Annotated in this window: 21 protein-coding genes and 1 riboswitch; of the genes, 13 read left to right on the top strand and 8 right to left on the bottom strand. The window is 71.5% G+C overall.

What is annotated here, in order from left to right; genetic code table 11:
* Positions 1-77: 77 nt before the first annotated feature.
* Positions 78-224: riboswitch (cyclic di-AMP (ydaO/yuaA leader) on the top strand.
* Positions 225-252: 28 nt separating this feature from the next.
* From BSB02_RS17535 to BSB02_RS17525, 3 genes are all read left to right on the top strand, one after another.
* Positions 253-822: a C40 family peptidase gene (locus tag BSB02_RS17535; protein WP_158088663.1), complete on the top strand. Its 570-nt coding sequence runs from the start codon at positions 253-255 to the stop codon at positions 820-822.
* 159 nt (positions 823-981) lie between these two features.
* Positions 982-1,680: a TetR/AcrR family transcriptional regulator gene (locus BSB02_RS17530; protein ID WP_084960056.1), complete on the top strand. Its 699-nt coding sequence runs from the start codon at positions 982-984 to the stop codon at positions 1,678-1,680.
* Positions 1,677-4,115, top strand: a complete 2,439-nt coding sequence (locus BSB02_RS17525; protein WP_084960055.1) for a PEP/pyruvate-binding domain-containing protein — start codon at positions 1,677-1,679, stop codon at positions 4,113-4,115. Before BSB02_RS17530 ends, BSB02_RS17525 begins: the two co-directional genes overlap by 4 nt.
* A 431-nt stretch (positions 4,116-4,546) precedes the next feature.
* Here BSB02_RS17525 and serA read toward each other — a convergent pair whose 3' ends face one another.
* Positions 4,547-6,136 carry a phosphoglycerate dehydrogenase gene (serA, locus tag BSB02_RS17520; protein ID WP_084960054.1) on the bottom strand — a complete coding sequence of 530 codons (1,590 nt, stop codon included), beginning with the start codon at positions 6,134-6,136 and terminating at the stop codon, positions 4,547-4,549.
* A 247-nt stretch (positions 6,137-6,383) separates the two neighbouring features.
* Here serA and BSB02_RS17515 point away from each other — a divergent pair, with 247 nt between their 5' ends.
* The gene (locus tag BSB02_RS17515) at positions 6,384-7,250 is read left to right on the top strand and encodes a hypothetical protein (RefSeq protein WP_084960053.1); all 867 of its coding nucleotides are present in this window, start codon (positions 6,384-6,386) and stop codon (positions 7,248-7,250) included.
* A 73-nt stretch (positions 7,251-7,323) separates the two neighbouring features.
* Entirely contained in the window at positions 7,324-8,079 is a 756-nt protein-coding gene (locus BSB02_RS17510) for a class I SAM-dependent methyltransferase (RefSeq protein WP_084960052.1), read from the top strand.
* On the opposite strand, the gene BSB02_RS17505 is transcribed toward BSB02_RS17510, so the two are convergent.
* Genes BSB02_RS17505 through BSB02_RS17495 form a run of 3 tightly spaced genes read right to left on the bottom strand, consistent with a single transcriptional unit; the run spans position 8,060 to position 11,765 of the window.
* Positions 8,060-10,591, bottom strand: a complete 2,532-nt coding sequence (locus tag BSB02_RS17505; protein WP_084960051.1) for an ABC transporter permease — start codon at positions 10,589-10,591, stop codon at positions 8,060-8,062. The two genes, BSB02_RS17510 and BSB02_RS17505, sit on opposite strands and share 20 nt — an antisense overlap.
* The gene (locus tag BSB02_RS17500) at positions 10,588-11,262 is read right to left on the bottom strand and encodes an ABC transporter ATP-binding protein (RefSeq protein WP_084960050.1); all 675 of its coding nucleotides are present in this window, start codon (positions 11,260-11,262) and stop codon (positions 10,588-10,590) included. The genes BSB02_RS17505 and BSB02_RS17500 overlap by 4 nt, the downstream gene beginning before the upstream one ends.
* Positions 11,259-11,765, bottom strand: coding sequence for a PadR family transcriptional regulator (locus tag BSB02_RS17495; protein ID WP_084960049.1), 507 nt, complete (start codon positions 11,763-11,765; stop codon positions 11,259-11,261). Before BSB02_RS17495 ends, BSB02_RS17500 begins: the two co-directional genes overlap by 4 nt.
* 86 nt (positions 11,766-11,851) lie before the next feature.
* Between BSB02_RS17495 and BSB02_RS17490 the strand changes: the two genes are divergently transcribed.
* Positions 11,852-12,406 (top strand): DUF1707 and FHA domain-containing protein, encoded by a 555-nt coding sequence (locus BSB02_RS17490; protein WP_084960048.1) that lies wholly within the window; start codon positions 11,852-11,854, stop codon positions 12,404-12,406.
* On the opposite strand, the gene BSB02_RS17485 is transcribed toward BSB02_RS17490, so the two are convergent.
* Positions 12,375-13,664 carry an MFS transporter gene (locus BSB02_RS17485; protein ID WP_084960047.1) on the bottom strand — a complete coding sequence of 430 codons (1,290 nt, stop codon included), beginning with the start codon at positions 13,662-13,664 and terminating at the stop codon, positions 12,375-12,377. The genes BSB02_RS17490 and BSB02_RS17485 overlap by 32 nt on opposite strands.
* Positions 13,665-13,831: 167 nt before the next feature.
* Here BSB02_RS17485 and dacB point away from each other — a divergent pair, with 167 nt between their 5' ends.
* A complete protein-coding gene (gene dacB, locus BSB02_RS17480; protein ID WP_084960046.1) occupies positions 13,832-15,364 on the top strand; it encodes a D-alanyl-D-alanine carboxypeptidase/D-alanyl-D-alanine endopeptidase in 1,533 nt (510 codons plus the stop codon).
* Positions 15,365-15,628: 264 nt separating this feature from the next.
* On the top strand, positions 15,629-16,420 hold the full coding sequence (locus BSB02_RS17475; protein ID WP_084960045.1) for a CAP domain-containing protein: 792 nt from the start codon (positions 15,629-15,631) through the stop codon (positions 16,418-16,420).
* A gap of 480 nt (positions 16,421-16,900) precedes the next feature.
* Here BSB02_RS17475 and BSB02_RS17470 read toward each other — a convergent pair whose 3' ends face one another.
* Together BSB02_RS17470 and BSB02_RS17465 are read right to left on the bottom strand one after the other, a co-directional pair.
* The gene (locus tag BSB02_RS17470; protein WP_084960044.1) at positions 16,901-17,368 is read right to left on the bottom strand and encodes an NUDIX hydrolase; all 468 of its coding nucleotides are present in this window, start codon (positions 17,366-17,368) and stop codon (positions 16,901-16,903) included.
* Positions 17,369-17,376: 8 nt separating this feature from the next.
* Positions 17,377-18,108, bottom strand: a complete 732-nt coding sequence (locus BSB02_RS17465) for a phospholipase D-like domain-containing protein (protein ID WP_206184755.1) — start codon at positions 18,106-18,108, stop codon at positions 17,377-17,379.
* Positions 18,109-18,388: 280 nt separating this feature from the next.
* Here BSB02_RS17465 and BSB02_RS17460 point away from each other — a divergent pair, with 280 nt between their 5' ends.
* The 5 genes from BSB02_RS17460 (at position 18,389) to BSB02_RS40625 (ending at position 20,614) form a co-directional block, all read left to right on the top strand.
* Positions 18,389-18,715, top strand: coding sequence for a hypothetical protein (locus BSB02_RS17460; protein WP_084960042.1), 327 nt, complete (start codon positions 18,389-18,391; stop codon positions 18,713-18,715).
* Positions 18,715-18,885: a hypothetical protein gene (locus BSB02_RS40630; RefSeq protein WP_158088662.1), complete on the top strand. Its 171-nt coding sequence runs from the start codon at positions 18,715-18,717 to the stop codon at positions 18,883-18,885. The genes BSB02_RS17460 and BSB02_RS40630 overlap by 1 nt, the downstream gene beginning before the upstream one ends.
* Before the next feature lie 440 nt (positions 18,886-19,325).
* A complete protein-coding gene (locus tag BSB02_RS17455; protein ID WP_143590805.1) occupies positions 19,326-19,967 on the top strand; it encodes a hypothetical protein in 642 nt (213 codons plus the stop codon).
* Positions 19,968-19,976: 9 nt separating this feature from the next.
* Complete coding sequence (locus BSB02_RS17450; protein WP_084960040.1) at positions 19,977-20,282, top strand: hypothetical protein; 306 nt, start codon at positions 19,977-19,979, stop codon at positions 20,280-20,282.
* A gap of 161 nt (positions 20,283-20,443) precedes the next feature.
* Positions 20,444-20,614, top strand: coding sequence for a hypothetical protein (locus tag BSB02_RS40625; RefSeq protein WP_158088661.1), 171 nt, complete (start codon positions 20,444-20,446; stop codon positions 20,612-20,614).
* 609 nt (positions 20,615-21,223) lie between these two features.
* Here the strand turns inward: BSB02_RS40625 and BSB02_RS17435 are convergent.
* The gene (locus BSB02_RS17435; protein WP_084960037.1) at positions 21,224-24,409 is read right to left on the bottom strand and encodes an AfsR/SARP family transcriptional regulator; all 3,186 of its coding nucleotides are present in this window, start codon (positions 24,407-24,409) and stop codon (positions 21,224-21,226) included.
* Between the last annotated feature and the right edge of the window lie 27 nt (positions 24,410-24,436).

Here is a 24,436-nt window from a genome sequence, read left to right as displayed (position 1 = left end):
TCGCCGTACGAGCACATCGTCTCAATTCGCGGACACGAGCCCTTTGTCAGATTTGCGGTCTTTTGACCGTTTCGTTAGAGTCCGTCGGGCCGAATCCACCGCGCCGTTCGCGGTGGAACCGGGGACCCACCCTTTCCCCTTGGGGCTAATCGGCTCGCATGCCGTAGGGCCACTTCCAGGCCCGCGCCCGTCAGCTAACCCGGTAGGCAGGATGGAAGGAATCTCCCCCTGTCTCGCATCGCCGCCGTTGCCGTGTCGGCAACCGCATTCACAACGATCGCCCTTTCCCTCACTCCCGCTCCGGCGCAGGCCGCCTCGGACCCCTCGGTTCTGACGCTCACCGGCGCCGAGCTCCAGCAGATCCGCACCAAGCCGACCAGAACCCCCGCCTGGAAGGTCGCACTCGACTACGCGCTGGACAAGCGCGGCACGCCTTACGTGTACGGCGGAGCCAGCGAACGCGGGTACGACTGCTCCGGCCTGATGCTGCGGGCCTACGAGAGCGCCGGCATCCGGTTGCCCAGGACCGCGGCCCAGCAGTACCACGCCTTCTCCAGGAAGATCGCCTGGGACGACCTCAGGCCCGGCGACCTGGTCTTCTTCAGCAACCTCGGCCACGTGGGCATGATCTCCCGGCCCGGCTACATGGTCCACTCCCCGCGCACCGGCGAGGTGGTGAAGGAGGAGAAGCTGAGCGCCTGGCGGCGCCGGGCCTTCGTGGGCGCGGTACGGCCCGACCCGCAGGGCGTCGCCCGGTGGATCCGGCTCGTCAAGGAACGGCAGGAGCCGCCGCCCGCGATGCCCGTCGCCACGGCCCTATAGAGCACACCGCCCTGTAGGCAGGCCGCGGAATCCTCAGAATCCGCAAGGGGATCGACCCCCTTGCGGATTCTGTCGTTTCCGCCACAAACCCACCCCGAGTTGTCGCCCGCCGTTTCTCAGATGTATGACTAGAAGAGAACATCTAGTCATGGAGTCATCATGGATCGACGGCGGCAGACCCCCGAGCAACGGCGGGCGCGCGCGAACCGGATCCTCGACGCCGCCGCCGAGCTGATCGAGCGCTGGGGCTACGACAAGACCACGCTCGACGACGTCGCCCGGGCCGCGCACGTCGCCAAGGGAACCCTCTACCTGCACTGGAAGAGCCGCGACGAGCTGTTCGCCGCGCTGCTGCGCCGGGAGCGCGTCTCCCTGCTGGAGGCGCTGCGGGAGCGCATGGCCGACCACGCCGAGTCGGTCGGCTCGCTCATGCGCCTGATGGCCCTGGAGGTGCTGGCGCGGCCACTGCTCAGGGCGTTCATGTTCGACGACCGCGAGATCCTCGGCTCGCTGCTCAGGCTCAAGCACGACAACCCCGACCGCATGGCCGACGCCCTCGCCGCCGTCCACAGCTACCTGGAGGCCATGCGCGAGCACGGCCTGCTACGCCAGGACCTGACGCCCGAGGAACAGCAGGACGTCCTCCTGACCGCCCTGTACGGCTTCTTCCTCACCCCGCCGTCGGCGTCCGTCGGCGTCGAACGCCGCGCCGACCTGCTCGCCGAGACCATCCAGCGGACCCTGGAATCCGGCAGCCCCATCACGCCGCAGGTCGCCGAGCGGGTCGTCGCGGCCACCACCGACTACCTCGACCGGGCTCTGGAGATCGCCCGGAGGAAACTGGACATGAGCCTATGAACACGCTTGCGCTGGACGACCCCAGAGCCGACCTGCCGACCGTGGGCGGCAAGGGCGCCTCGCTCGCCCGGCTGGCACGGGCCGGGCTGCCGGTGCCGGACGGCTTCCACGTCACCACCCACGCCTACCGGCGCTTCGTGGCCGAGCACGGGCTGACCGGGCGCCCGCAGGAGATGGCGAGGCTCATCACCGAGCACGAGATCCCCGCCGACCTGGCCGGCGACGTCCTGGCCGCCTACGCCAAGCTCGGCGGCGAGCCGGCCGTGGCCGTGCGCTCGTCGGCGACCGCCGAGGACCTGCCGGGCATGTCGTTCGCCGGGCAGCAGGAGACCTTCCTCAACGTCCGCGGCGGCGAACGGCTGCTGGAGGCGGTGCGCCGCTGCTGGGCCTCGCTGTGGACCGAGCGCGCCATCGCCTACCGCGAACGCAACGGCGTCCCGCACGAGGAGGTCGCGCTCGCCGTCGTGGTCCAGGAGCTCGTCCCCGCCGACGCCGCCGGCGTCATGTTCACCGACGAGGGCGGCCGCCTGGTCGTCAACGCCGCCTGGGGACTCGGCGAAGCCGTCGTCGGCGGGCTCGTCACCCCCGACACGATCACCGTGGACCGCGGCAGCCGTACCGTGGTGGACCACAAGGTCGCCGCCAAGGCCGTCAGGACCGTGCGGACCGAGGACGGCACCCGCGAGGAGCCCGTGCCCGCCGGCCTGCGCGACCGGCCGGTCCTGTCCGCCGAGCAGGCCGTACGGCTGGCCGGGCTGGGCATGCGGATCGAGGAGCTGTACGGCGTGCCCATGGACGTGGAGTGGGCGCTGCGCGACGGCGAGTTCGCCATCCTGCAGGCCAGGCCGATCACCGGGCAGCGGGAGGAGTGGAACGACTCGCTCAGGGGCGACTACCTGTGGACGAACACCAACCTCGGCGAGGCGATCCCCAGCGTCATGACGCCCTGCACCTGGTCGCTCGTGCAGCGGTTCATGAAGGACGTCATGATCTTCAGCGAGCTCGCCGGGCATCCCCTGTGCGGGAACATCGGCGGCCGCTTCTACATGAACCTCAGCGCCACGGCGTCGCTGGCGGCGGCGCTGGGCATGAGGAAGAAGCTGCAGGCCGCGCAGGAGCCGGTGCTCGGCAGGCTGCCCGAGGGCCTGGAGGTCCCGCTGCTGCCGATGTCGCGGTGGCGCGTGCTGAGGGAGCTGCCGCCGATCCTGCGGGGCCGTGTGGCGCTGGGCAAATACGTCAAGCGGATCCCGGAGTTCGTCGCCACCGCGGCCGACCGGAGCCAGGCGCTGCGCGACAGGATCGCGGCCAGCGAGGACCTGGTGACGCTGTGGACGCGCGAGATCGAGCCGTACTTCCGCGAGTGCAACCACATGCTGGCCGCCGCGGGACGCCAGGACGGCGGGGCGCTGGTCTTCCTCCGCAACCGGCTGGCCAGGCTGGTCGGCGAGGCCGACGCCAACGCCCTGACCTCGGGCATCCAGGTGGGCGGCAACCGGCTGGAGAGCCTGGGCCCGCTGCTGGGGCTGGCCCGGCTGAAGCGCGGCGAGATCGACCGCGAGACCTACGCGCGGCGTTACGGGCACCGGTGCCCGGACGAGTTCGAGGTGTCGGCGCCGCGGCCCGCCGAGGACCCCGGCTGGATCGACAAGCAGCTGGCCGGGCTCACCACCGACCCCGCCGAGCTGCTGCGGCGCCAGGACGAGGCCGCCGAGGCGGCCTGGCGGCGCTTCCGCGAGCGCGACCCCAGGCTGGCCGCCAGGACGCGGCGCAAGATCGAGCGCTGGGGGCGGATCGTGCAGCAGCGGGAGGAGACCCGCTCGGAGATGATCCGCGCGTTCTGGGTGCTGCGGGCGTTCGTGCTGCGCGCGGGCGAGGTGAGCGGCGTCGGCGAGGACGTGTTCTTCCTCACCCTGCCGGAGATCCTCCGGGTGCTGCGCGGCTCGCGCGAGCCGCTCGCGCGGGTGCCCCGGCGGCGCGCGGCGTATGAGCACTACCGGTCGCTGCCGCCGTACCCCGGGCTGATCCGGGGACGCTTCAGCCCCGAGCGGTGGGCCGCCGATCCGGACCGGCGTGCCGACCTGTTCGACGAGACCGCGCAGAGCTCGCCGCCGTCGAGCACCATCACCGGGTTCGCGGGCGCGGCGGGCGTGGTGGAGGGGACGGCGCGGGTGATCCGCTCCATGGCCGAGGGCGACCGGCTCGCGCAGGGCGAGATCCTGGTCACCACGATCACCAACGTGGGGTGGACGCCGCTGTTCCCCCGCGCGGCGGCGGTCGTCACCGACGTCGGCGCGCCGCTGTCGCACGCCTCGATCGTGGCGCGGGAGCTGGGCATCCCGGCGGTCGTCGGGACGGGCAACGCGACGGCGCGCATCCACGACGGCGACCGGATCAGGGTCGACGGCGGGCGCGGGACGGTGGAGATCCTGGCCTAAGGCCAGGCTCAGCGGCGGCCCCGGACGGGCTCAGTGCTGGGGCTGGCCGCCGTTGTCCCGCCGGTCCAGCGCGGTCTGCAGGGCCTCGGCGGCCTCGTTCTCGCTCTCGTCGGCGCGGTTCCACGGATACATGTCGTACATGGTGTTACTCGTCTCAGTTCGCGGGCGTACGGGGTGGGAGTCGGACTCCGGTCGCGAATCCAACCGGGCCTGGTGTCCACGGGCCCGGATCGCGGGACCCCGGGACGGGTAGGGACTTACCGGCCGACGCAACGCCACACACCGCGGCGAGTTGTCGACCTGCCCTAACAGGCCTCGCCGCGGCAGGTAATGAGTACGAGTACCTGGCGCATTTCCCGCCAGGATACCAGCCCGTCTCGTAGGACGTCCTAGCATCTCACATGGTGAGATGCTAGGACGTCCACCAGGGATTACTCGGTGAGGTCGACCGAACGCCCGCTCTCCGCGCCGATCTCCTGCGCGATCTGCTCCAGCACGTCCGCGGGGATGGCCGAGTCGACGGTGAGCGCGATGAGGGCCTTGCCGCCCTTCACGTCACGGGCCACCTGCATCGAGGCGATGTTGATGGCGTGGTCGCCGAGGATGCGGCCGACGACGCCGACGATGCCGGGCCGGTCGGTGTAGGCGAAGAACGCCAGGTGGTCGGTCGGCTCGATCTCCATCTCGTAGCCGTTGACCTCGACGATCTTCTGGATCTGCCGGGGGCCGGACAGCGTGCCCGACACCGACACCTGGCGGCCGTCGGCCAGCACGCCACGGACGGTGACGACGTTGCGCCAGTCGGGGCTCTCCGAGCTGGTCACCAGCTCCACGGCCAGGCCGCGGTCCTTGGCCAGCAGCGGGGCGTTGACGTAGGTGACCTGCTCCTCGATCACGTCGGTGAAGACGCCCTTGAGCGCGGCCAGCTCCAGCACCCGCACGTCCTGCGAGGCGATCTCGCCGCGCACCTCCACGTCGAGCCTGGTCGCGGTCTCGCCGGCCAGCGCGGTGAACACGCGGCCCAGCTTCTCGGCCAGCGGCAGGCCGGGCTTGACGTCCTCGGCGACCACGCCGCCCTGGACGTTGACCGCGTCGGGCACGAACTCGCCCGCCAGCGCCAGCTTGACGCTGCGCGCCACCTGGGTGCCGGCCTTCTCCTGGGCCTCGTGGGTGGAGGCGCCCAGGTGCGGGGTGACGACGACCTGGTCCAGCTCGAACAGGGGGCTGTCGGTGCAGGGCTCCTTGGCGAAGACGTCCAGGCCGGCGCCGGCGACGCGGCCCTCCTTGATGGCCGAGTAGAGGGCGTTCTCGTCCACGATGCCGCCGCGCGCCACGTTGACGATCCGCACGGTCGGCTTGACCTGGTGCAGCTCCTTGTCGCCGATGAGGCCGAGGGTCTCCTTGGACTTGGGCAGGTGCACCGTGATGAAGTCGGCGGCCTTCAGCAGCTCCTCCAGGGCCACCAGCCGCACGCCCATCTGCGCGGCGCGGGCCGGGGGCAGGTAGGGGTCGTAGGCGATCAGCTCGACGCCGAAGGGCTGCAGGCGCTGGGCCACCAGCTGGCCGATCTTGCCCAGCCCGAGGATGCCGACGACCTTGCCGTCGAGCTCGACGCCGGTGTACTTGGACCGCTTCCACTCCCCCTGCTTGAGCGCGGCGTGGGCCTGCGGGACGTTGCGCGCGGCGGCCAGGATGAGGGCGACGGTGTGCTCGGCGGCGCTGGTGATGTTGGAGGTCGGCGCGTTGACGACCATCACGCCGGCCTTGGTGGCGGCCTCGACGTCGACGTTGTCGAGTCCGACGCCGGCCCGGGCCACGACGCGCAGCTTCGGCGCGGCGGCGATGGCCTCCGCGTCGACCTGCGTGGCGGAGCGGACGATCAGGGCGTCCACGTCGGCGAGGGCGGGCAGGAGCCGGGCGCGGTCGGCGCCGTCGGTGTGGCGTACCTCGAAGTCGGCGGAGAGCACGGCCAGACCGGCCTCCGAGAGCTCCTCTGCGACCAGGACGACGGGCTTGTTCACTGATGAGATCCTTTGGGCGGGCACAGTGGCTGACACAGTGGCGGGCAGGCGGAGGCACGGCGACGGGCCCCCGATGGGATCCCTCAAAGTCTATCGGCCCTTGTGAATGCGTTCACGAGAGTCCCAGGATGTGGGCAGTACCCAGGGGCCCGGCGGCTCATTCAAGCCGCTTCCATCTTTGTCTTGATCGGTAGATTTCTTGGCCATTAGCCTGATAAGTCGTGGCCGACTACCTATGGTGCGTCATATGAGCATCGGGAACCCCGCTCTCGCCAACGTGCTGCGCCAGCATGGCTCCCCGCACAGCCTGCTGGCGGCGCTCGCCGACGGCGGAGTCCTGGTGGCCGTGCGGCCCGACCGGTCCGTCGTGCTGGGCACCACCCAGGCGGGCGAGAGGGTGCTGCTCGGCTACACCGGGCCCGACACCTACGCGCGCCACCGCGGCAGCCACTCCCTGTCGGCCTGCGACGCCGACACCATTCTCGACATCCAGCGCGTCACCGGCGTGCGGGAGATCGTGATCGACGCGGCGGGGCCGGCGGCGGCCGCCGTACCGATCGAGGACCTGCGGCGTTTCCTGCGCTCGACCCGCACCGGGCCCACGCCCGTCCTGTCGGGGGCCGTGCCCGCGGCGTACGCCACCGGCGCCATGGCGACCGTGTCGCGCAACACCACGACCGAGCGAGCCGAGCCGTGGCCCGCCCCGGCCCCCGCGGCCTTCCCCGCGCAGGCCTGGGTCCCCGCTCCCCGGCCCCACCTGTCCGGGCCGATGCAGCAGGTCGACCCCGGGTACCGGCGGTGCACCCACCCGATCCTGCCCGCGCTGCGCAAGGCGATCGCCACGCTGCTGGCGGACTTCCCCCTGGTCCACCACGTGTGGATCTCCGAGGCCCGGACCGCCTCCGGCGTGCCCGGGATCATGCTGCACGTCAAGGTCCACATGTCGGCGGCCGAGGACGTCGTGCGGGACCTGCACCGGGGCGTCAGGGCCCGGCTGCCCCAGCTGGCGGCCAGCGAGGCGCCCATCCTGATGGCCCGCGTCGCCGACGCGCGCAGCGAGCGGCGGATGATCGAGATAGGGGCGCACGTGGTATGCGCCGATGTCACGGACTGAAATCACTGCGTCACTGGGAGCAATCGCGCCACGCTATGCTTCCTGAATCCGCGGGAACGGTTCAGGAGACCGCATGAAGCGCACCAACCCCTTGCACCAGATCCAGTACGCCATCCGGCACCCGGATCGGATAGTGCCGCACGTCCGCAGGCTGGCCAGGGACACCTGGTACCGCCTGCGCACCCCCGACCACATCGCCTACTACCGCGCGGTCATGAAGTCCGACACCGCGCGCAGCCCCGAGGGGGCCGTCGGCTCCCACTCGCACAAACGCTGGCTCGCCCTCGGGCAGCTGCAGTTCGACTACCTGGTCGAGCACGGGCTCAAGCCGGAGCACCGCATGCTGGAGATCGGCTGCGGCAACCTGCGCGCGGGCCGGTTGTTCATCGACTACCTCCACACGGGCAACTACTACGGCATCGACATCTCGCCGGACATCCTGTTCGAGGCGCAGGCCACCCTGGAGAGGTACGGCCTGGCCGCCAAGCTGCCCCACCTGACGCCGGTGCGCGACCTGCGGCTGGGCTTCCTGCCCGACGACCACTTCGACGTCGTCCACGCCCACAGCGTCTTCTCGCACTCCCCGCTGGAGGTGATCGAGGAGTGCTTCGCGCACGTCGGCCGGGTGATGAAGCGCGACGGCTGGTTCGACTTCACCTTCGACCGCACCGAGGGCAAGGAGCACCAGGTGCTGCGGGAGGACTTCTACTACCGCACCGAGACGCTGCTCGACCTGGCCGCCCGCCACGGGTTCCGCGGGGAGTTCATGCAGGACTGGGAGGGGCGGCACAAGCAGTCGAAGATCCGTCTCAGGTTGGCCGGCGGGTGAGCGGCGGCGGGGCGTTGCGCGTGCACAGCCCCGCCACCAGCGCGGCCAGCAGCGGCAGGCCGATCACGACCCCGGCCACGAAGGGCCACGGGACGGCGATCACGGCCGGTCCCGGCCACGCCTGGCCGGGACCGAAGGTCCCCACGTTCCTGATGCCCGTCATCGGCCAGGCCAGCGCGACGCCCGTGACGGCGCCGGACACGGCGCCGGTGAGCGCGCCCAGTCCGGCGATGTAGCCGGCCTGGCCGGCCAGCATCATGCGCCGCAGCCCGGGCGTGCCGCCGATGGCGTGGACGATCGCCAGGTCCGGGCGGGCGTCGGCCGCGGCCAGCCGGGTGGCCACGAACGTGCCGCCCAGCACCAGGAACAGCGCCGCGCCGAACAGCACCCACAGCTGCGGCTCGACGTAGTTCTCGTAGCCGGTCTCCAGGTGGACCTCCGCGTCGGCGAGCGCCTCGCGCAACCCGTCGTCGTCCGCCGGGTAGTGCGCGTACAGGCGCCGTTCGTGTGTCTTCATGCCCAGCTCCTCGACCGCGGCGGTGGGCAGCACCGCGCCGCCCTGCCGCGGCTGGGCCGCTTCGGCGAGCACCGCGGGCACCTCCACCACATCCGGGCCCGGCCCGGGCCCGTCGCTGTGCACCCTCAGCCGTAGCTTGCCGTCCCTGACCAGGTCGCGGTCGAACACCACGGCCCGGCCCCGCGCGAACGCGGCGGCGGCCGCCGGGTCGTCGCGGCCCTGGAGCAGCCGGAGCAGCCGCTGGTCGCCGATCGGGACGTGGTCGCCGTTGGCGGCGTAGTTCTTGCAGCGGTGCGGACAGGCCGACAGGTCCTGCCACAGCGCCAGGCGGACGCGGGCGCCGCTGCCCGGGCCCACCGCCTCGCGGGCCTCGACGAAACGCACTCCCGGCAGGCGCCGCGCGACCTGCTCCTTGATCGAGGCCCAGCGCGCGTCGTCGGTGCGCGGCCACGCGCCGACGAACAGCGTGCCATGGGGCGCTCCCGGCCAGTAGGCGTCGCGGTTGTCCACGTAGTTGGAGTAGAAGCCGATGCCGAAGGCCAGCACCGCGGTGGTGGCGGCCATGACCGCGGCGGCGGCGGAAGCCGTACGAACCCGGTGGCGGGAGGCGTCGCGGACGGCCAGCCGCAGCGGGAGGGGCAGGCGGCCGGTCGCCCGCGCCGATCGGGCCACCAGCCACGGCATCAGCGCCACCAGGCCCACCACGGCCAGGACCATGGCCGCGAAGATCCACACCTCGCCGACGCGCAGCGCGGCGGCGGTCGCGGCGATCCCGGCCAGCAGGAGCGCCAGGCCCAGCACCGGCTTGCCCGCCCGGGCGCGCGCCTGCGGCCATCGGCCCGCCAGGACCGCGGCGGTGTTCTGCCGGGCGGCCTGCACGGCGGGCACGATCGCGGCGGTCACGCCGCTGGCCAGCCCAAGCGCCGCGCAGCCAAGCACCGGCCACCACGGCACCTCCAGCGGGCCCAGCGCCCCGCCGAACCGGCTGAGCACCCAGGCCAAGGCCCAGCCGAGGACGATCCCGAGGCCCGTGCCGGCGACGGCCGCCAGCCCGCCGAGGACGAGCCCGTCCGCGAGCACGACGGCTCGCAGGTGCCGCGCCGACCCGCCCTGGGCGGCGATCATCGCGAGCTCCGCGCGACGCCTGCGCAGCCCCACGGCGAAGGCGGGCCCGGCCAGCAGCACGGTCTCCAGGACGATCATGAAGATCGCCACGCCGATGCCCACGACCATGGAGATCTCCGCCGGGTCCTCGTCTTCTGGCGGTTCCGGCGGGTTCTGGATCACCGCTCGCGAGAACACCACGAGGCCGCGGCTGTTCAGCCGGCGCACGTCGGACCACAGGACCGGCCCGGGGGTGTCCGCCAGCCAGGCGCTCTCCCCGTCGTACCGCTCGTCGGTCCGCAGGACGCTGCCCGGGAGCGCGACCAGCTCCGGGCGCCGCGGGTGGAAGGGGTCCTCCACCACGCCCACGACCCGCACCGTGCCGACCCGCGTGGTGAGCGTGTCGCGACCGCGCAGCGGAGGCGAGACCGCGACCTCGTCGGGCGCGCTCGGGAGCCGTCCTTCGACCAACCGCCGCATTCCGGCCGTCATGGGGTCGCGGAGGTCTGCCTCCAGCACACCGAGAAAGTCCAGGCCGGCGACGCCGTACAGGGAGCCGTAGGAGACGGGGATCAGCCGCGCGCCGGGGAGGAGGGCGGCCACCTCCCGCGCGGTCACGGTCCTCGGCGCGGCCCGGGGATCGCCGGAGGAGTAGGAACTGCCGTCGGCGTCCTGCTCCACGGGCCCGTCGGTCTCGGTGGCCCGGACGTAGGCGTCGGCGGAGCCCAGCCGGGACGGCAGCCCTTCGCGGAGGGAGACGTCGGCGGTGTGACCGCCGGTGAGCAGGCCGGTCGCGAGGACCACCGGCAGCGCGACGAGGGCGATGATGAGCGCGCTGCGTCCCTTGGTGCGCCGCGCCTCCCGCCAGGCCAGCCGCAGCAGCGCCCTCATCGGACCTCCTCCAGCAGCGCGGAGTCCGCGATCTCGCCGTCGCGCAGGAACACCACCCGGTCCGCCCAGGCCGCGTAGCGCGACTCGTGCGTGACCAGCAGCACCGCGGCCCCGGCGTCGGCCCGGCCGCGCAGCAGCTGGAGGATCTCGTCGCCCGTGCGGGTGTCCAGCGCGCCGGTCGGCTCGTCGGCCAGCACCAGCCGCCGCTCCCCCACCAGGGCCCGGGCGATGGCGACGCGCTGGCGCTGCCCGCCGGACAGCTCGTCGGGGAACCGGCCGGCCGCCTCCGCCAGCCCGACCTCCTCCAGTACGGCAAGCGCCTCGGCCCTGGCCTGGCGGGCGCGGACGCCGTCGAGCTCGCGGGGTAACATCACGTTCTCCACGGCGGTCAGCGACGGGATCAGGTTGAGGTCCTGGAAGACGTAGCCGACGCTCCTGCGGCGCAGCGCGGCCAGGTCCTTGACGGCCGCCAGGTCCACGCCCTCCAGCGTCACCGTGCCCGAGGTGGGCAGGTCGAGCCCGCCGGCCAGGTTGAGCAGCGTGGACTTGCCCGAGCCCGAGGGACCCATCACCGCCACAAGCCGGCCCGCGGCGACCTCCAGGTCCACGTTCCTGAGCGCGTGGACCTCCCCATAGGACCGGCTGACGTTCGCCAGCCGTACGACAGTCATGACTGCTCCTCCCTGAGCACGGCTTCGCAGTGGTCCAGCCAGCGTTGCTCGGCCTCCACCTGGAAGATCATCGAATCGAGCACCAGCCGCTGCGCGGGACTGGCGGTGTCGCGCTTGGCGCGCGTGAGCTCCTGCATGGCGCGCATGGACGCGGTGCGCTGGGCCTGGATCACCTTCAGCGCGTCCGGGCACGTGGCGACGGCCATGGCGAGCTTGATGACGAGCTCGTCCCGAGGCCGGTCGGCGGGAGTGACGGGGGTGCCGAACCATCGCTCGACCTCGGCCCGACCGGCCTCGGTGATCTCGTAGACGACGCGGCCCTGCTCGTCGGCCTCGCCCTGCCGGATCAGGCCGTCGCGTTCCAGGCGCGAGAGCGTCGTGTAGACCTGGCCGATGTTGAGCGGCCAGGTCGCCCCTGTGGACGCCTCGAACTCCTGGCGGAGCTGGTAGCCGTGGCGCGGGCCGCGGCTCAGCAACGCGAGCAGACCGTATCTGATCGACATGGATACTCAGTATGCATACTCAGTATGCCTAGGGCAACAGTGGGCTTTCTGGACACGGCCCGCGGTTCCGCCCGATACTCTGGACCATGGGCTCGACGCAACCTCCGTATCGGGCGTCGGACAGCGATCGCGATCGCGCCATCGACGAGCTCCGTGACCGCGCCGTCGAGGGACGGCTGTCCCCCGAGACCTTCATCGGCCGCGTCGACATGGCCCTGCGCGCCCGCAGCCGCCACGAACTGGACGACCTGGTCGCCGACCTGCCGCCGCGCAACACCTTCCGGCAGCGCGTGACCGACGCCGTCGCGTCGGTGTCGGAGTTCGTGGCCAGGGTGCAGTCCGCCTGGCGGCGGCCGAGGCTGCCCAAGCTGGCGCTGCCCGAGACCCGCGACCGCTTCGTGGTGGGCCGCGGCTCGGCCTGCGACCTGGTGCTGTCGGACCTGACGGTCTCGCGCGTCCACGCCGAGCTGCGGCGCGAGGCCGACGGCAGCTGGATGCTCATCGACCTCGGCTCGCTCAACGGCACCAGGCTGAACGGCTGGCGCCTGGTCGGCCCCGCCCGCGTGCGCTCGGGTGACGAGGTGTCCTTCGGCGACTGCGGCTTCCTGCTCAGCTCCGGGCAGCCATCTGTGCCGCGGTGAGCCTGTAGCGCAGCGTCAGCGCCAGCGCCACCGCGACGCAGGCGGCCGGCAGCAGCGTGCCGCCGAGCTGCACCGCCAGGATCGCCGAATCCGGCTGCCGCACCGGCGTGGCCGGGTCGGACTCGATGAACCCGCCCCAGCCCAGCACCCAGCTCAGCACCAGCGCGCCCAGGGCGAAGACGACCGTCTCGCAGGCCGTCCACAACCCGGTGAACACGCCCGCCCGGCGCCTGCCCGTCGTCGCGTTGTCGTGGGCGATCACGTCGGCCATCATCGAGAACTGCAGCAGCTGGATGCCCGCGTAGCCGACGCCCACGACGAGCACGCACAGGTGGGCGTACACCGCGCCGAGCGCCGGGGTGAGCACCAGGGCCGCCGCCCCGGCCAGGAACAGCGCCGACGACAGCAGCATCGCGCCCTTCTTGTCCAGCCGCCTGGCCAGCCACACCCACAGCGGCATGGTCAGCAGGATCGGCCCCACCAGGCTGGCGAACAGCGTGGTGGTGGCCTCGGGGTCGCCCACGACGTAGGTGGCCAGGTACGGCGCCGCCGCCAGCATCGTGCCCGCCGCGAGCATCTGCGCGCAGCTCAGGCCCAGGAGCGTCAGGAAGTGCTTGTTGGTGCGCGCCACGGCCAGCTGCCTGGCCAGGGACGGCTCGGCCTCGCTGTGGCCGACGACCGGGGCGCGTGCCGTACCGGCGTAGGTCCCGAGCATGGCCGCCAGCAGCACCACGCCGACGACGACGCCCATGACGTGGTAGCCGGGGCCGCCTGCCAGCACGGGGGCCACGGCGCCCGACAGCAGGATGGCCATGCCGAGGAAGATCATGCGCCACTGCAGCAGCGAGGAGCGCTCGTGGTAGTCGTCGGTCATCTCGGCGGGCATGGCCTTGTAGGGCACCTCGAAGAAGGCGTAGGCCGTGGCGGCGAGGAAGAAGAACGCCCCCACGTACAGCGCCGCCGGGACGCCGCGCAGCTCCGGGGCGGCGAAGGTGAGGGCGAAGGCCGGGGGCAGCGCGAGGGCGCCGGCCAGCAGCCACGGCCGCCGCGAGCCGCCGCGGTCGGATAACTGGCCGACGAAGGGGTTGATCAGCATGTCCCAGGCCTTGGGGGCGAACACCACCACGCCCGCCAGCCATGCCGGGACGGCGAGGTGGTTGGTCAGGTAGAACAGCAGCAACAGGCCGGGGACCGTGGAGAACGTCCCCGTGCAGAAGGAGCCGATGCCGTACCCGATGCGGACGCTGCGCGGAACCATTGCCACATTACAGCCGAGCGGTCGCTTGGGGGGAAGGAGCAGATGCCGCCGATCTATGACAGACCTCCGAGAACGGCACCGCACGAAAATACGGAGATTTGCGGATTGCATGAGCGCCGCCCGCGCCCATGATCGAGCGAGTACCCTCAGCCCACCTTGGAGATTCCATGCGGCGCACCTCAGCATCGCTCGTCGCGGGCGCGCTCGTCGCGATCCTCGCGTGGGGCTCCAGCCCCGCCACCGCCGTCGACCCGTCCCCAGGCGTGGCCGACCTGACCAAGGACATCAACCTCATCCTCGGCGACGACCGCCTGGCCATCGCCCGCTCGGCGGTGGTGGTCCGCAGCGCGGCCACCGGCGAGGAGCTCTACTCCACCGACGCCGGCAAGCTCATGACGCCGGCCTCCAACGCCAAGCTGTTCACCTCGGCCGCCGCGGCGGAGGTGCTCGGCCTGGACTACCGCTTCCAGACCAGCGTCCTGCGCGCCGGGCGGCAGACCGGCTCGGTCGTGACCGGCGACCTGGTGCTGCGCGGCACCGGCGACCCCACCATGCTGGCCGAGGACTACGACAAGCTGGCCGCCGCCGTGGCCGCCAAGGGCGTCAAGCTCGTCACCGGCAAGCTGGTCGCCGACGACACGTGGTTCGACTCGGTACGGCTGGGCCAGGACTGGGCCTGGGACGACGAGTCCTGGTACTACGCCGCCCAGATCTCCGCCCTCACCGCCTCGCCCGACCGCGACTACGACCCCGGCACGGTGATCGTGTCCGTGTCCGCCTCCGACGGCAAGGTCAAGGTCGGCACCACGCCCGAGACGGACTACCTCAAGATCGTGAACAAGGCGACCGCCGGCTCGTCCACCGACGTCCTCATCGAACGGCAGCACGGCACGAACACGGTCCTCATCACCGGCACGGTGGCCGAGCCGTACTCGGAGTGGATCACCGTCGACGACCCCGCCCGCTACGCCGCCTCGCTGTTCCGTTCGGCGCTGGCCAAGCACGGCGTGCGCGTGCTCGGCCCGACCGTCTCCGGAGCCGCGCCCGAGGGGGCCGCCGAGCTGGCCGAGCACGAGTCCATGCCGCTGAGCGAGCTGCTCGTGCCGTTCATGAAGCTCAGCAACAACATGCACGCCGAGATCCTCACCAAGGCCATGGGGCGCAAGGTGGCCGGTCAGGGCACCTGGGCGGCCGGGCTCAAGGTGACCGGCGACTTCGCACGGGGCCTGGGGGTGCAGGTGCTCAACCTGCGTGACGGCTCGGGCCTGTCGCGCCGCGACGGCGTCACGGCCGCCTCGATCGCCCAGCTGCTGCTGGCGGTGCGCGGCAAGCCGTGGTACCAGGCGTGGTACGACTCGCTGCCGGTCGCGGGCAACCCCGACCGGTTCGTGGGCGGCACGCTGCGCAACCGCATGCGCGGCACCCCGGCCGCCGGGAACGTGCGCGCCAAGACCGGCTCGCTGACCGGCGTGACCTCGCTGTCGGGCTATGTCACCAGCGCCGAGGGCGAGCCGCTGGTGTTCTCGATCATGCTGAACCAGTACCTGTCCAGCTCGCCCAAGGACATCGAGGACAAGATCGCGGTACGGCTGGCGCGGTTCAGCCGCACGGCGCCGGACGCCGCGCCCGCAGCCGAGCTGCGCACCCAGCAGACCTACCCCGACCTGGAGTGCTCGTGGCTCAAGCCCGCTGAGTGCTGACGCCTTCCGACCAGAGCCGGCCCGGTGCGCTTCGTGGGGAACACCGGGCCTTCTGGTAGCTGCCGTGACGCCTGCGGCCGGTGATCGGTTTACCGGCCGATGTTACGGTTGAGCAACATGGAGCTCCAGGAATACCTGAGTTTTTCGTGACATGTCCGTTCTGCGCACACCAGAATGCGGGTTCGACACAGCGTCTATCCCCCATCGGAGGACATCGTGCGCAGACAGCTCCAGGCACTGGCCTGCCTTGGCAGTCTTGCGGCATTGAGCACCCCCGTCGCCGCCCACGCCTCGGCGGCCAGCCCCAAGAACGAGTGCCGGGTCAGCGCGGCCCAGCCGTACCTGGACGCCAAGGGCATGATCCGCGGAACCGGCCTCAGAAGCGGCTGCGACGACAACGCCCTCCTGCGGGTACGCATCAAGCAGGCCCGGCGCGGCCCGGACCGCACGCTCAAGAGCGCCTCCAAGCGCCTGGCGAACGGCTCGATCACCGTGGGCCTCCGCTGCACGGACACCCCGCGCACCTACTACGTGCAGGTCCTGGACTACCGCGGCCACATCCGCAACTCGGCCGCCGCGCGGCTGGCCTGCGGCCCCTCCACCGGGACGCCCAGCCCCTCGCCGTCGCCCTCCGCCTCGCCCACCGCGGCCCCCTCCCCCACCGGCAGCGCTCCAGGTTCGAGCGTCGAGGAAGAGGTCGTCCGCCTGACCAACGCCGCCAGGGCGCAGAACGGCTGCGGCCCCCTCACGCACGACCCCAAGCTGCAGGCCGCGGCCGAGGGGCACTCGGCTGACATGGCGGCCAAGGGCTACTTCGACCACACCTCGCCCGACGGGCGCAACCCCGGCGACCGCATCAAGGCCGCCGGCTTCTCGCCCATCAGCGCGTGGGGTGAGAACATCGCCAAGGGGTACGGCACCGCCGCGGCCGTCGTCGACGGCTGGCTCAAGAGCCCCGGGCACCGGGCGAACATCCTGAACTGCAACTTCACCCACATCGGCGTCGGGCACGTGACCAGCGGCCCGCACTGGACCCAGGTCTTCGCCCGCCACTAGCCCCTCCCGACCCCTCCCGACCCTTCGAGCGCCGCCCTTCCACCCCGTGCCGCATCCCCTTGCACGCGGCCCGCGGCGCTCACTCCGATGGAGGGCCGCCGGCACCCGCACACTTCCGGCGCCCTCCCGGGGGACGGCCGGCTTGCGCCCCGGCGTCCCCCTTGAGGGCCCGCTCGCGTCTCCGCCGCACCCGAGTTCGCGAGCGGGCCCTCACCCGTCAAGCCGTTCGACGCTCCCCGCCCGCCCCGGTCCTGCCGTGGCCGGCCGTCGCACGCAGTGCACGTTGTGGGCGGTGGCATGGAAGCCGCGAAGGCCCGCGGTTTCCCTCCGTCCAGATGCACAACTCCCATCGGGTGCGGGCTGCAAGGCATCGCCGTTCACGGCCCTCGTCCGTTCGAGTGACGGGAAGATCGATCGGGTGGGGCCTTCGAGGTCTGGCACACCGCCGGTGGATCGCCCGCGAGCGATCCCCTGAGTGTGTCAATCCACGTGCGGGAAGGCCCCGTTGAGGTAGTCGTTCAACTGCCGCCACTGCGTGGGGTGGATGTCGAGTTCCGCAAGATCGGCAGGCGCGACCCACCGTACGTCGCTGGCCTCGTCGTTGGCCTCCGGAGCCCCGCCGACCGGGCGGGCGGTCAGCATGACCTCGTACTCTTGCCTGACCTCTCCGTCGGTGTAGGCGACGATGTGCCCGGGATCGGAGTAGATCCCCAAGATGCCGGTCACCTCGACCAGGACGCCGGTCTCCTCATAGGTCTCGCGGATCGCGCACTGGCTGGGGGTCTCGCCGATCTCCATCTTGCCCATCGGCAGCGCCCATTGGCCGGTGTCGCGGCGGCGCTGCAACAGAATGTGGCCCTGCTCGTCCACGGTGACCGTGCCGCACGCCGGCACAAGGCTGTTGGCCTTGGGTGCCTCGGGGTCGTTCCAGAACTCAACCCGTCCCACTGTCCCTCCTAAATTTCCGAGCCAGCCCATGGCACGGCCGACGCCCAGACGCGCTCGAACGAGGCGATGTAATGATCCGCAACGCTTCCTCCGTCGAGCCGCCGGAAGTGGAACGCCGGATTGGCCGACGCTGGCTCACCGAAGACGTGCGGGTTGACGATGATCTCATCGTCGTAGCGGAACAGTGAGGCGTACAGCGTCGTCGCATGGAGCCTGAGCTCACATCCGTCCAGGTCCACAAGTCCCCGGTAGTAGGTCAGTGAGGACCGGATCTTGGCGGTCAGCGTGCCCCCGAGCCCTTCCTCCCGATCCCTGATCGCTACGGCTTCCGATGTTGGATCGCCGAAGCACAACCGGACCTGTGTTCCTCGCGCCACGGCCTCGGCGAGCATCCTGGCCACCTTGGGTTGAGTCTGAGCATAGAAGGTGCCGGAGAAGACCAGCACGTCGATGTGCTCCTGGGCCTCCTCCATCAGGCGCAGCCAGACCTCCCGCGGCACGCTGGCGCGGTCGGGGAACAGCTCGACCAGTTCGGACCTGGTGGCGTGGTCCTTGCGCACGCCCGAGACGTTCAGGACCTCCGGCCACAGGTAGGTCTCATCCGCCGACAGCAGCTTGGCCGCCGCCCACCGATGGCGACGGTGCGGTAAGCGGCCGGTGTTGATCCACCGTTCGACAGTCTTGGGTTCGACGTCACAAGCCTCCGCCATGTCTTCAAGGGATACGCCGTGACGCAGCATCGCACTCCGTAGGCGTTCGTTCACGCACCAAGCGTCCCCGACGTCCCAGGACGTTTCAAGGCCGTGGCGGGACGTTTAAAGAGGCACAAGACGTCCTGGCTACGCCCCACAGCGAAGTTCAAAGGTCCCTGTCATCTCGGTTCACTGATTGTGGTCAATGACCAGGTCGCGGGGGTGACTCCCTTATAGCGCGCCTCTTTGGCTGAGGGGTGCCGGGCGCGTATGGAAAAGGCTGGACACCCCCGCGACCGATCAGAAGAGGACTGATCGGAGGGCAGAGATGCCGGGCGCTCCCGCGTTGGTCGCCGTTGATCCGTGCGCGTCGGCGGAACGGCTGCGGCTGGCGCTTCAGGAACACCACATCGCCGCCGACGTTCACGACGGGTACGGGCTCGCGCTGGTGTCCGTCTGGGCGGGCCTGGTCGTGTGGTGCGACGGTGAACGGTTCTGGTGGCGCTCGGGCTGGGACGAACGACGCCGGCGGACGGTCTACGCCTGGCACCCCGCCCATGACCCCGAGCATGCCGCCCGCCGCGTCTTCTTCCGATACCGGGATCTGCGCGCCACGGACGGCCCGTCCCCAGCGGTCCGGGAAGGCGGATGCTGATGTACTCGGTTCCGGTGCGCCTGCCGCTGTCGGGCGGCTCTCCGAGCCCCGAGTACGTCCAGGACTGCCTGATCGCCTTCTTCGGCTCCTGGGAGAACGCCTTGGCCAGTCCGGACGGCCGCGCGGTGATCGCCCGCTACCTCACCCCGCCTGACGACCTCGACCCCTAAAGACGGGGCGCGATGGGACGGCACACCCTCGGGTCGGCGCGGTCACGAGGATGCCCCGTCCCCGTCCCGTCGCGCCCGCAGCGGGACGGCAGCGCGGTGATCGTCCAGCCTTCCGGGTGGCTGGACCAACGCCGTATCCCGCGCTGCCGTACCCCCATGCGTGGGCCGGATCATCCCACGGCCCACTCCTCCCCCCGCCCCCGCACAGCCGCCCAATTGTGTGTCCCGACCGAGGTGTCAACTCCGGCTTCCGACGCCGGTCCCCCGTCCGGCTTCCACGCGGCCACACCCCCGAGCCGCACAGCCGGAGTTGACGCCGACCGAGGGACACGAACAATGGGCGTGCGGGGGCGGGGGTACGGACCTCAGCCCGCGTCCCAACGTGGCGCGGGTGCCATGTCGGGCTTGGAGTCCACAGGTAGATCACTTAATGTGTTCGCGTGAATACGGTCAGCATCCTCATCGGCATGATGCTCCTGTCCGCCGGCTTGCCCGGTCCAGGCACACCCGACCCCACGGCTCCGGCGGCATGCGCCGAACTGGGACCCCTCACCGGCCGGTCTGGGCCGTGGGCCTGCTACGAGCCGGTGCGGTCCACGGCACGCCAGGACTCCTCCAACCCGGTGAGAAGCCGGGAGTCCGCGACCAAGTACCTCTACCACGGGAAGCTCTATTACGGCATCAATGAGACGCCCATCGGCGAGATGTTCACCCGATACGTGGTGTCGCTGAACGGGCGGCAGATCCGCGTGACAGAGTTCGGCATCAAGCGAAGCGCTGGCCCAGAGGCGACAGCCAAGCTCCGGGTCACCTTCCAGGAGGTGACACCTCCGGGTGTGACCGAGTGGGACTCCAGGAGCTGCGGGCCAAGCGGCCCGCTGGGACGGTCCACCTACTCCTGCACCAAGAACGCCTACGCCCCCGCCGACTTCGACAACTTCCAAGTATCGTTCGACTTCGGATGGCAGCCCACCTCTGACCGGCATCCGAACAACCCAGATGGCTACTGGCACGCCTACGAGGTCTCGGGCCGGATCGAATGCCGCTCCCGACGCACCATCCCGTGCCAGTTTCCCTTGTGAGGATTCCTCGTGGCCGAACACACCGAGTACGGGACCGCCTACGTGTACCGCGAACGCCGCAACCCGGATGATCTGGAAAGCGCGTGGTGCTGGACCGGGTACATCGACCGCGCCCGTGCCGGCCACAGCGCCGAACCGGGCATGGTGGCCCAGATGCCCCGGTTCGACACCGACGCCGAAGCGATCGCCTGGGCGCTGGAACGCACGCCGGTCGTCGTCATCTACGACGAGGACAACAAGCCGTACTGGGCCGGTGCCGGTCCCGCACCCGAGGACGTGCCCGATCTGTGGGCCGATCGGCGTGATGATCTGTAGGCAGGCGAGATGACAGCCTTCACCCCAACGCCGGAACAGGCCCGACAGTACGTGTATCAGGACCGCTAGCTAGCCCGCTGTGAGCGGTTTGGCCGGTGACATGGGCTGACGAGGACGGGATTCTGCCGCCTTGGCCCGTAGCAGAGGCATACACTCGGTTCATGACCGAGAACACGCCCTTCTCAGACGAAGAGGAGCAGCCCGAGTTGCCACGCCACTTGGCCACGCTGGTCGGTGCGCTGCAGGGGCCTGCGGATCTCGGCCGCAACCACGACAAATATCTGAGCTTCACTGAGGGGCGAGAGGAGAGCGGAGGAATGGCCTCCGCGTGATCCTCTGCGACATCGGCCCCCTGGTCGCGGCCTTCAACAGGGCAGACAACGACCATGCACGATGCGTTCGGTTCTTGGCTGAGAACTGGACGCGGTTGGTCATCCCTTCTCTGGCGGTCACAGAGGTCTGCCATCTGCTCTCTGATCCTCTTCGCAGAGGAAGCAGCGCTCTGGCGGCGGAGTTCTGTGCAGCCATCGCAGCGGACGAACTGCGGGTGATCGAGGTCACCCCGCACGACTAGCGGCACATGTCCGAACTTATGTCGGCCTATGCCTCCATCCGCCTACAGGCGGTCGATGCTTGCGTGGTGGCTCTTGCTGAGCGATTCGACCTCCGGGAGGTAGCTGCTCTCGATCGGCGAGACTTCCAGATCGTCGCCCCACGTCACCTCCCTAAAGGGCAGCGTCTCACCCTACTCCCTGCCGACTGAGCACGCCGTGGTCCACCAAGCGCGCCGGTCCCGAGCCATCCTGGTACGGGCACCATCTACGTGGCAGCTCCACGCCGTACGGTGTTGTCCCGCCAGGCGACGCGATCGGAGGCACGGAGAAGGCACCAGTCTCACCACAGGTCTGCGCAGCCGCAGCGGTTGGCCTAGGTGAACCACGTCAGCGTTGTGCCAATGCCGCCTGTGCTGGACCCCCATCGTGAGACCAACGGTGAAGAACCGTGTTACGGGACTCAAGGCCCCCCGCACGCAACTCCGCCAGGAAGCCGTCCTCCCCCAGCGCCTCCCGCACCGAGGCGCTGATCCTGTCGACGTCCCCGCGCTCGGCCTCCGGCAGCGGCGCGCCCACGGACTCCCGCAGCGACGCCGCCGCGCCGAGCAGCCGGGCCGCCAGCCGGTGGTCGCCCGCCAGGGCGCGGGCCCCGGCCAGCCCCTCCTGGGCGAGGGCGATCGCGCGGGGGTCGTCGGTGGAGATCGCCTGCTCGTAGCCCTCCTTGTGCAGGGCCAGCGCCTCCTCCACCCGCCCGCGCAGCTCGGCGATGAAGCCCAGCTCCGCCAGCACCAGGGCGGCGCCGGGAGCGCCCTCGATCATGCGCAGCCAGTCGAGCCAGCGGCGCAGGTGGCGCTCGGCCACGTCGAGGCGGCCCTGGCGGCGGGCCGACAGCGCGAGCCCGACCTCGGCGAAGTGCTCGGCGAACCGGTTGGACTGCTCGACGGCCAGCCGCCTGGCCCGCTCGTGCAGCTCGTCGGCCTGCGCGTAGTCGCCGCGCAGCAGCGCGATGCGCCCCAGCCCCGACAGGCTCCACGAGACCCGCAGCCACAGCTCCAGCTCCTCGGCGACCGTCAGCGCCTGCTGGTGGAGCACGGCGGCCCGGTCGTAGTCGCCCACGATCTCCGCCTGCTGGGCCAGCTGCGCGCTGGCCTGCAGGAGGCCGCACCGGTCGCCGAGCGAGGTGAACAGCTCCGCGCTGCGTTCGCCGTCGCGGGCGGCCTCCGCCAGGTCGCCCCGGGTGCTCGCCGCCGCCGCGAGGGAGCTGAGCGCCGCCGCGACGCCCCACCGGTCGCCTGCCGCCTCCGCCCCCGCCAGCGCCTGACGCGCGAGCGTCTCGCCGGGCCCGAGGTCGCCCTGGCCCCACAGGGAGTACGCGAGATACCAGCGCATCCGCGCCTGCCGTACCGGATCAGAGATCTTGTCCAGGACGGGCAGTGCCTCCTGCACGGCCCTGTCGCAGCCGTTGAACTGCAGGATCAGCCCGGCACGCCAGACCGTCGCCTCGGCGTGCGGCGAGGGCGCGACGGAGCCGGGCCGCGCGAGCGCCGCCTCGATGGCCTGACGGCCCTCCTCGAAACGGCCGCGCAGGGTCCAGTACCACCCCATCGCGTTGGCCAGCCGTACGGCGTCGCCGGCGGTGGCGGCGTTTTCGATGGCGGCACGGATGTTGGGACTCTCGGCGTCGAGCAGCGAGAGCCATTCGCGCTGGCCGTGGCCCCGCAGCGCGATGTCGGCGCGCTCGGCCAGCGCGGTGAAGTAGGTCAAGTGGCGTCGACGGACCTCCTCCAGCTCGCCGGCCTCGGCCAGGCGCTCGACGCAGTAGGCGGCCACCGACTCCAGCAGCCGGTAGCGGCCTCCGGACACCATGACGACCAGCGACCTGTCGACCAGGCGAGCGAGCAGGTCGAGCACGTCGCCCTCGGCCACCCCGTCTCCCGGGCACACCGCCTCCGCGGCCTCCAGCGAGCAGCTGTCGGCGTGTACGGCGAGGCGGCGCAGCACGACGCGCTCCGGCTCCGACAGCAGCTCCCAGCTCCAGTCGATCATCGCGCGCAGGGTCTGCTGCCGGGCGGGAGCGTCGCGTTTGCCCGCCGCGAGCAGCCGGAACCGGTCGTCGAGCCGCTCCAGCAGCTGCCGCGGCCCGAGCGCGCGCAGCCGGGAGGCCGCCAGCTCCAGCGCCAGCGGGATGCCGTCGAGGCGCTGGCAGATGGCCGCCACGGCCTCGGCGTTGCCCTCGTCGAGCACCAGCCCGGGGGCTCTGGCCAGCAGCAGGCGCACGGCGCTGGACCGGCGCAGCGCCGCCACGTCGGCCGATGTCTCCGGCACGTCGAGCGGGGGCACCGGCCAGAGGACCTCGCCGGTGAGGTTCAGCGGCTCCTGGCTGGTGGCCAGCACCCGCACCTTCGGCGCCCAGCGCAGCAGCGGCTCGACCAGCTCGGCCACCGGCTCGACGACGTGCTCGCAGTTGTCGAGCACCAGCAGCAGGTGCTTGCCGCTCAGGGCGTCCATCACCCGGCAGGACTTGGCGGCGCCGCGCTGGGCGCCGATGGCGTCGTCACGCAGGTGCAGCGCCGCGGCGAGCGCGTGGAGGACGCCCATCTCCGAGGCGCGGTCGACCGCGGCCAGCTCCACGAGCCAGATGCCGTCGGGGAAGTCGCCCTCCAGGCCGGAGGCGGTCTCCAGGGCGAGCCGGGTCTTGCCCACGCCGCCCGCGCCGGTGAGCGTCACCAGCCGGTTGGCCCGCAGCAACGCCCTGACCTCCGCCACCGCCGCGTCGCGGCCGATGAGCTCGGTCAGCGGGACGGGCAGGTTCGTGCGCGGGCGGCCCGCCGGGGCGAGCGCCGGGTCCTGGACCAGGATCGCCTGGTGCAGCGCCACCAGCTCGGGGCTGGGATCCACGCCGAGCTCGTCGCGCAGCCGGTCGCGCAGGTCGGCGTAGGCGGCCAACGCCTCGCTCTGGCGGCCCGCCCGGTAGAGGGCCCGGATGTGGGCGGCGCGCAGCCGCTCGCGCAGCGGATGGGCGGCCACCGGGTCGGCCAGCTCGGCGGCCAGCACCGCGTGCTCGCCGAGCTCCAGGCGGGCCTCGGCCTGCTCCTCCAGCACGACCAGCTGCTCCTCCTCCAGCCGGGCGACCACCGGCCGGGCGAACTCCTCGTCGCGGAAGTCGGCATAGGCCGGGCCCCGCCACAGCGCCAGGGCGTCGGCGAACAGGCCCGCCCTGATCCGGGGGTCGTCGCTGCGGCGGGCCCGCGCGGCCAGCTCCAGGAACCGGTCGGCGTCGGTCTCGGCAGCGAGCTCATAGCCGGCGGCGCGGAACACCAGCAGCCGCCTGCCGCCCGGCTCGGCCTCCTCCAGCACCTTGCGCAGCTGGGAGACCTTGACCCGCAGGGCCGCGGCGGGTTTGGCGGGCGGGCGCTCACCCCACAGGTCGTCGATGAGCCGGTCGGCGGAGACCGGACGCCCCTGGGCCGCCAGCAGATCGGCCAGCAGGGCGCGCACCTTCGCCTCCGGAATCCTGACCGGCCGGCCGTCGTCGCCCCACACCTCGAGCGGCCCGAGCACCCCGAATCTCATGCCCGTCAGGCTAACGATCGGCACCGA

The organism is Thermoactinospora rubra (assembly GCF_002093975.1).
In the GTDB taxonomy this organism is placed as follows: domain Bacteria; phylum Actinomycetota; class Actinomycetes; order Streptosporangiales; family Streptosporangiaceae; genus Nonomuraea; species Nonomuraea rubra_A.
This window is presented reverse-complemented; position numbering and strand designations above follow the sequence as displayed.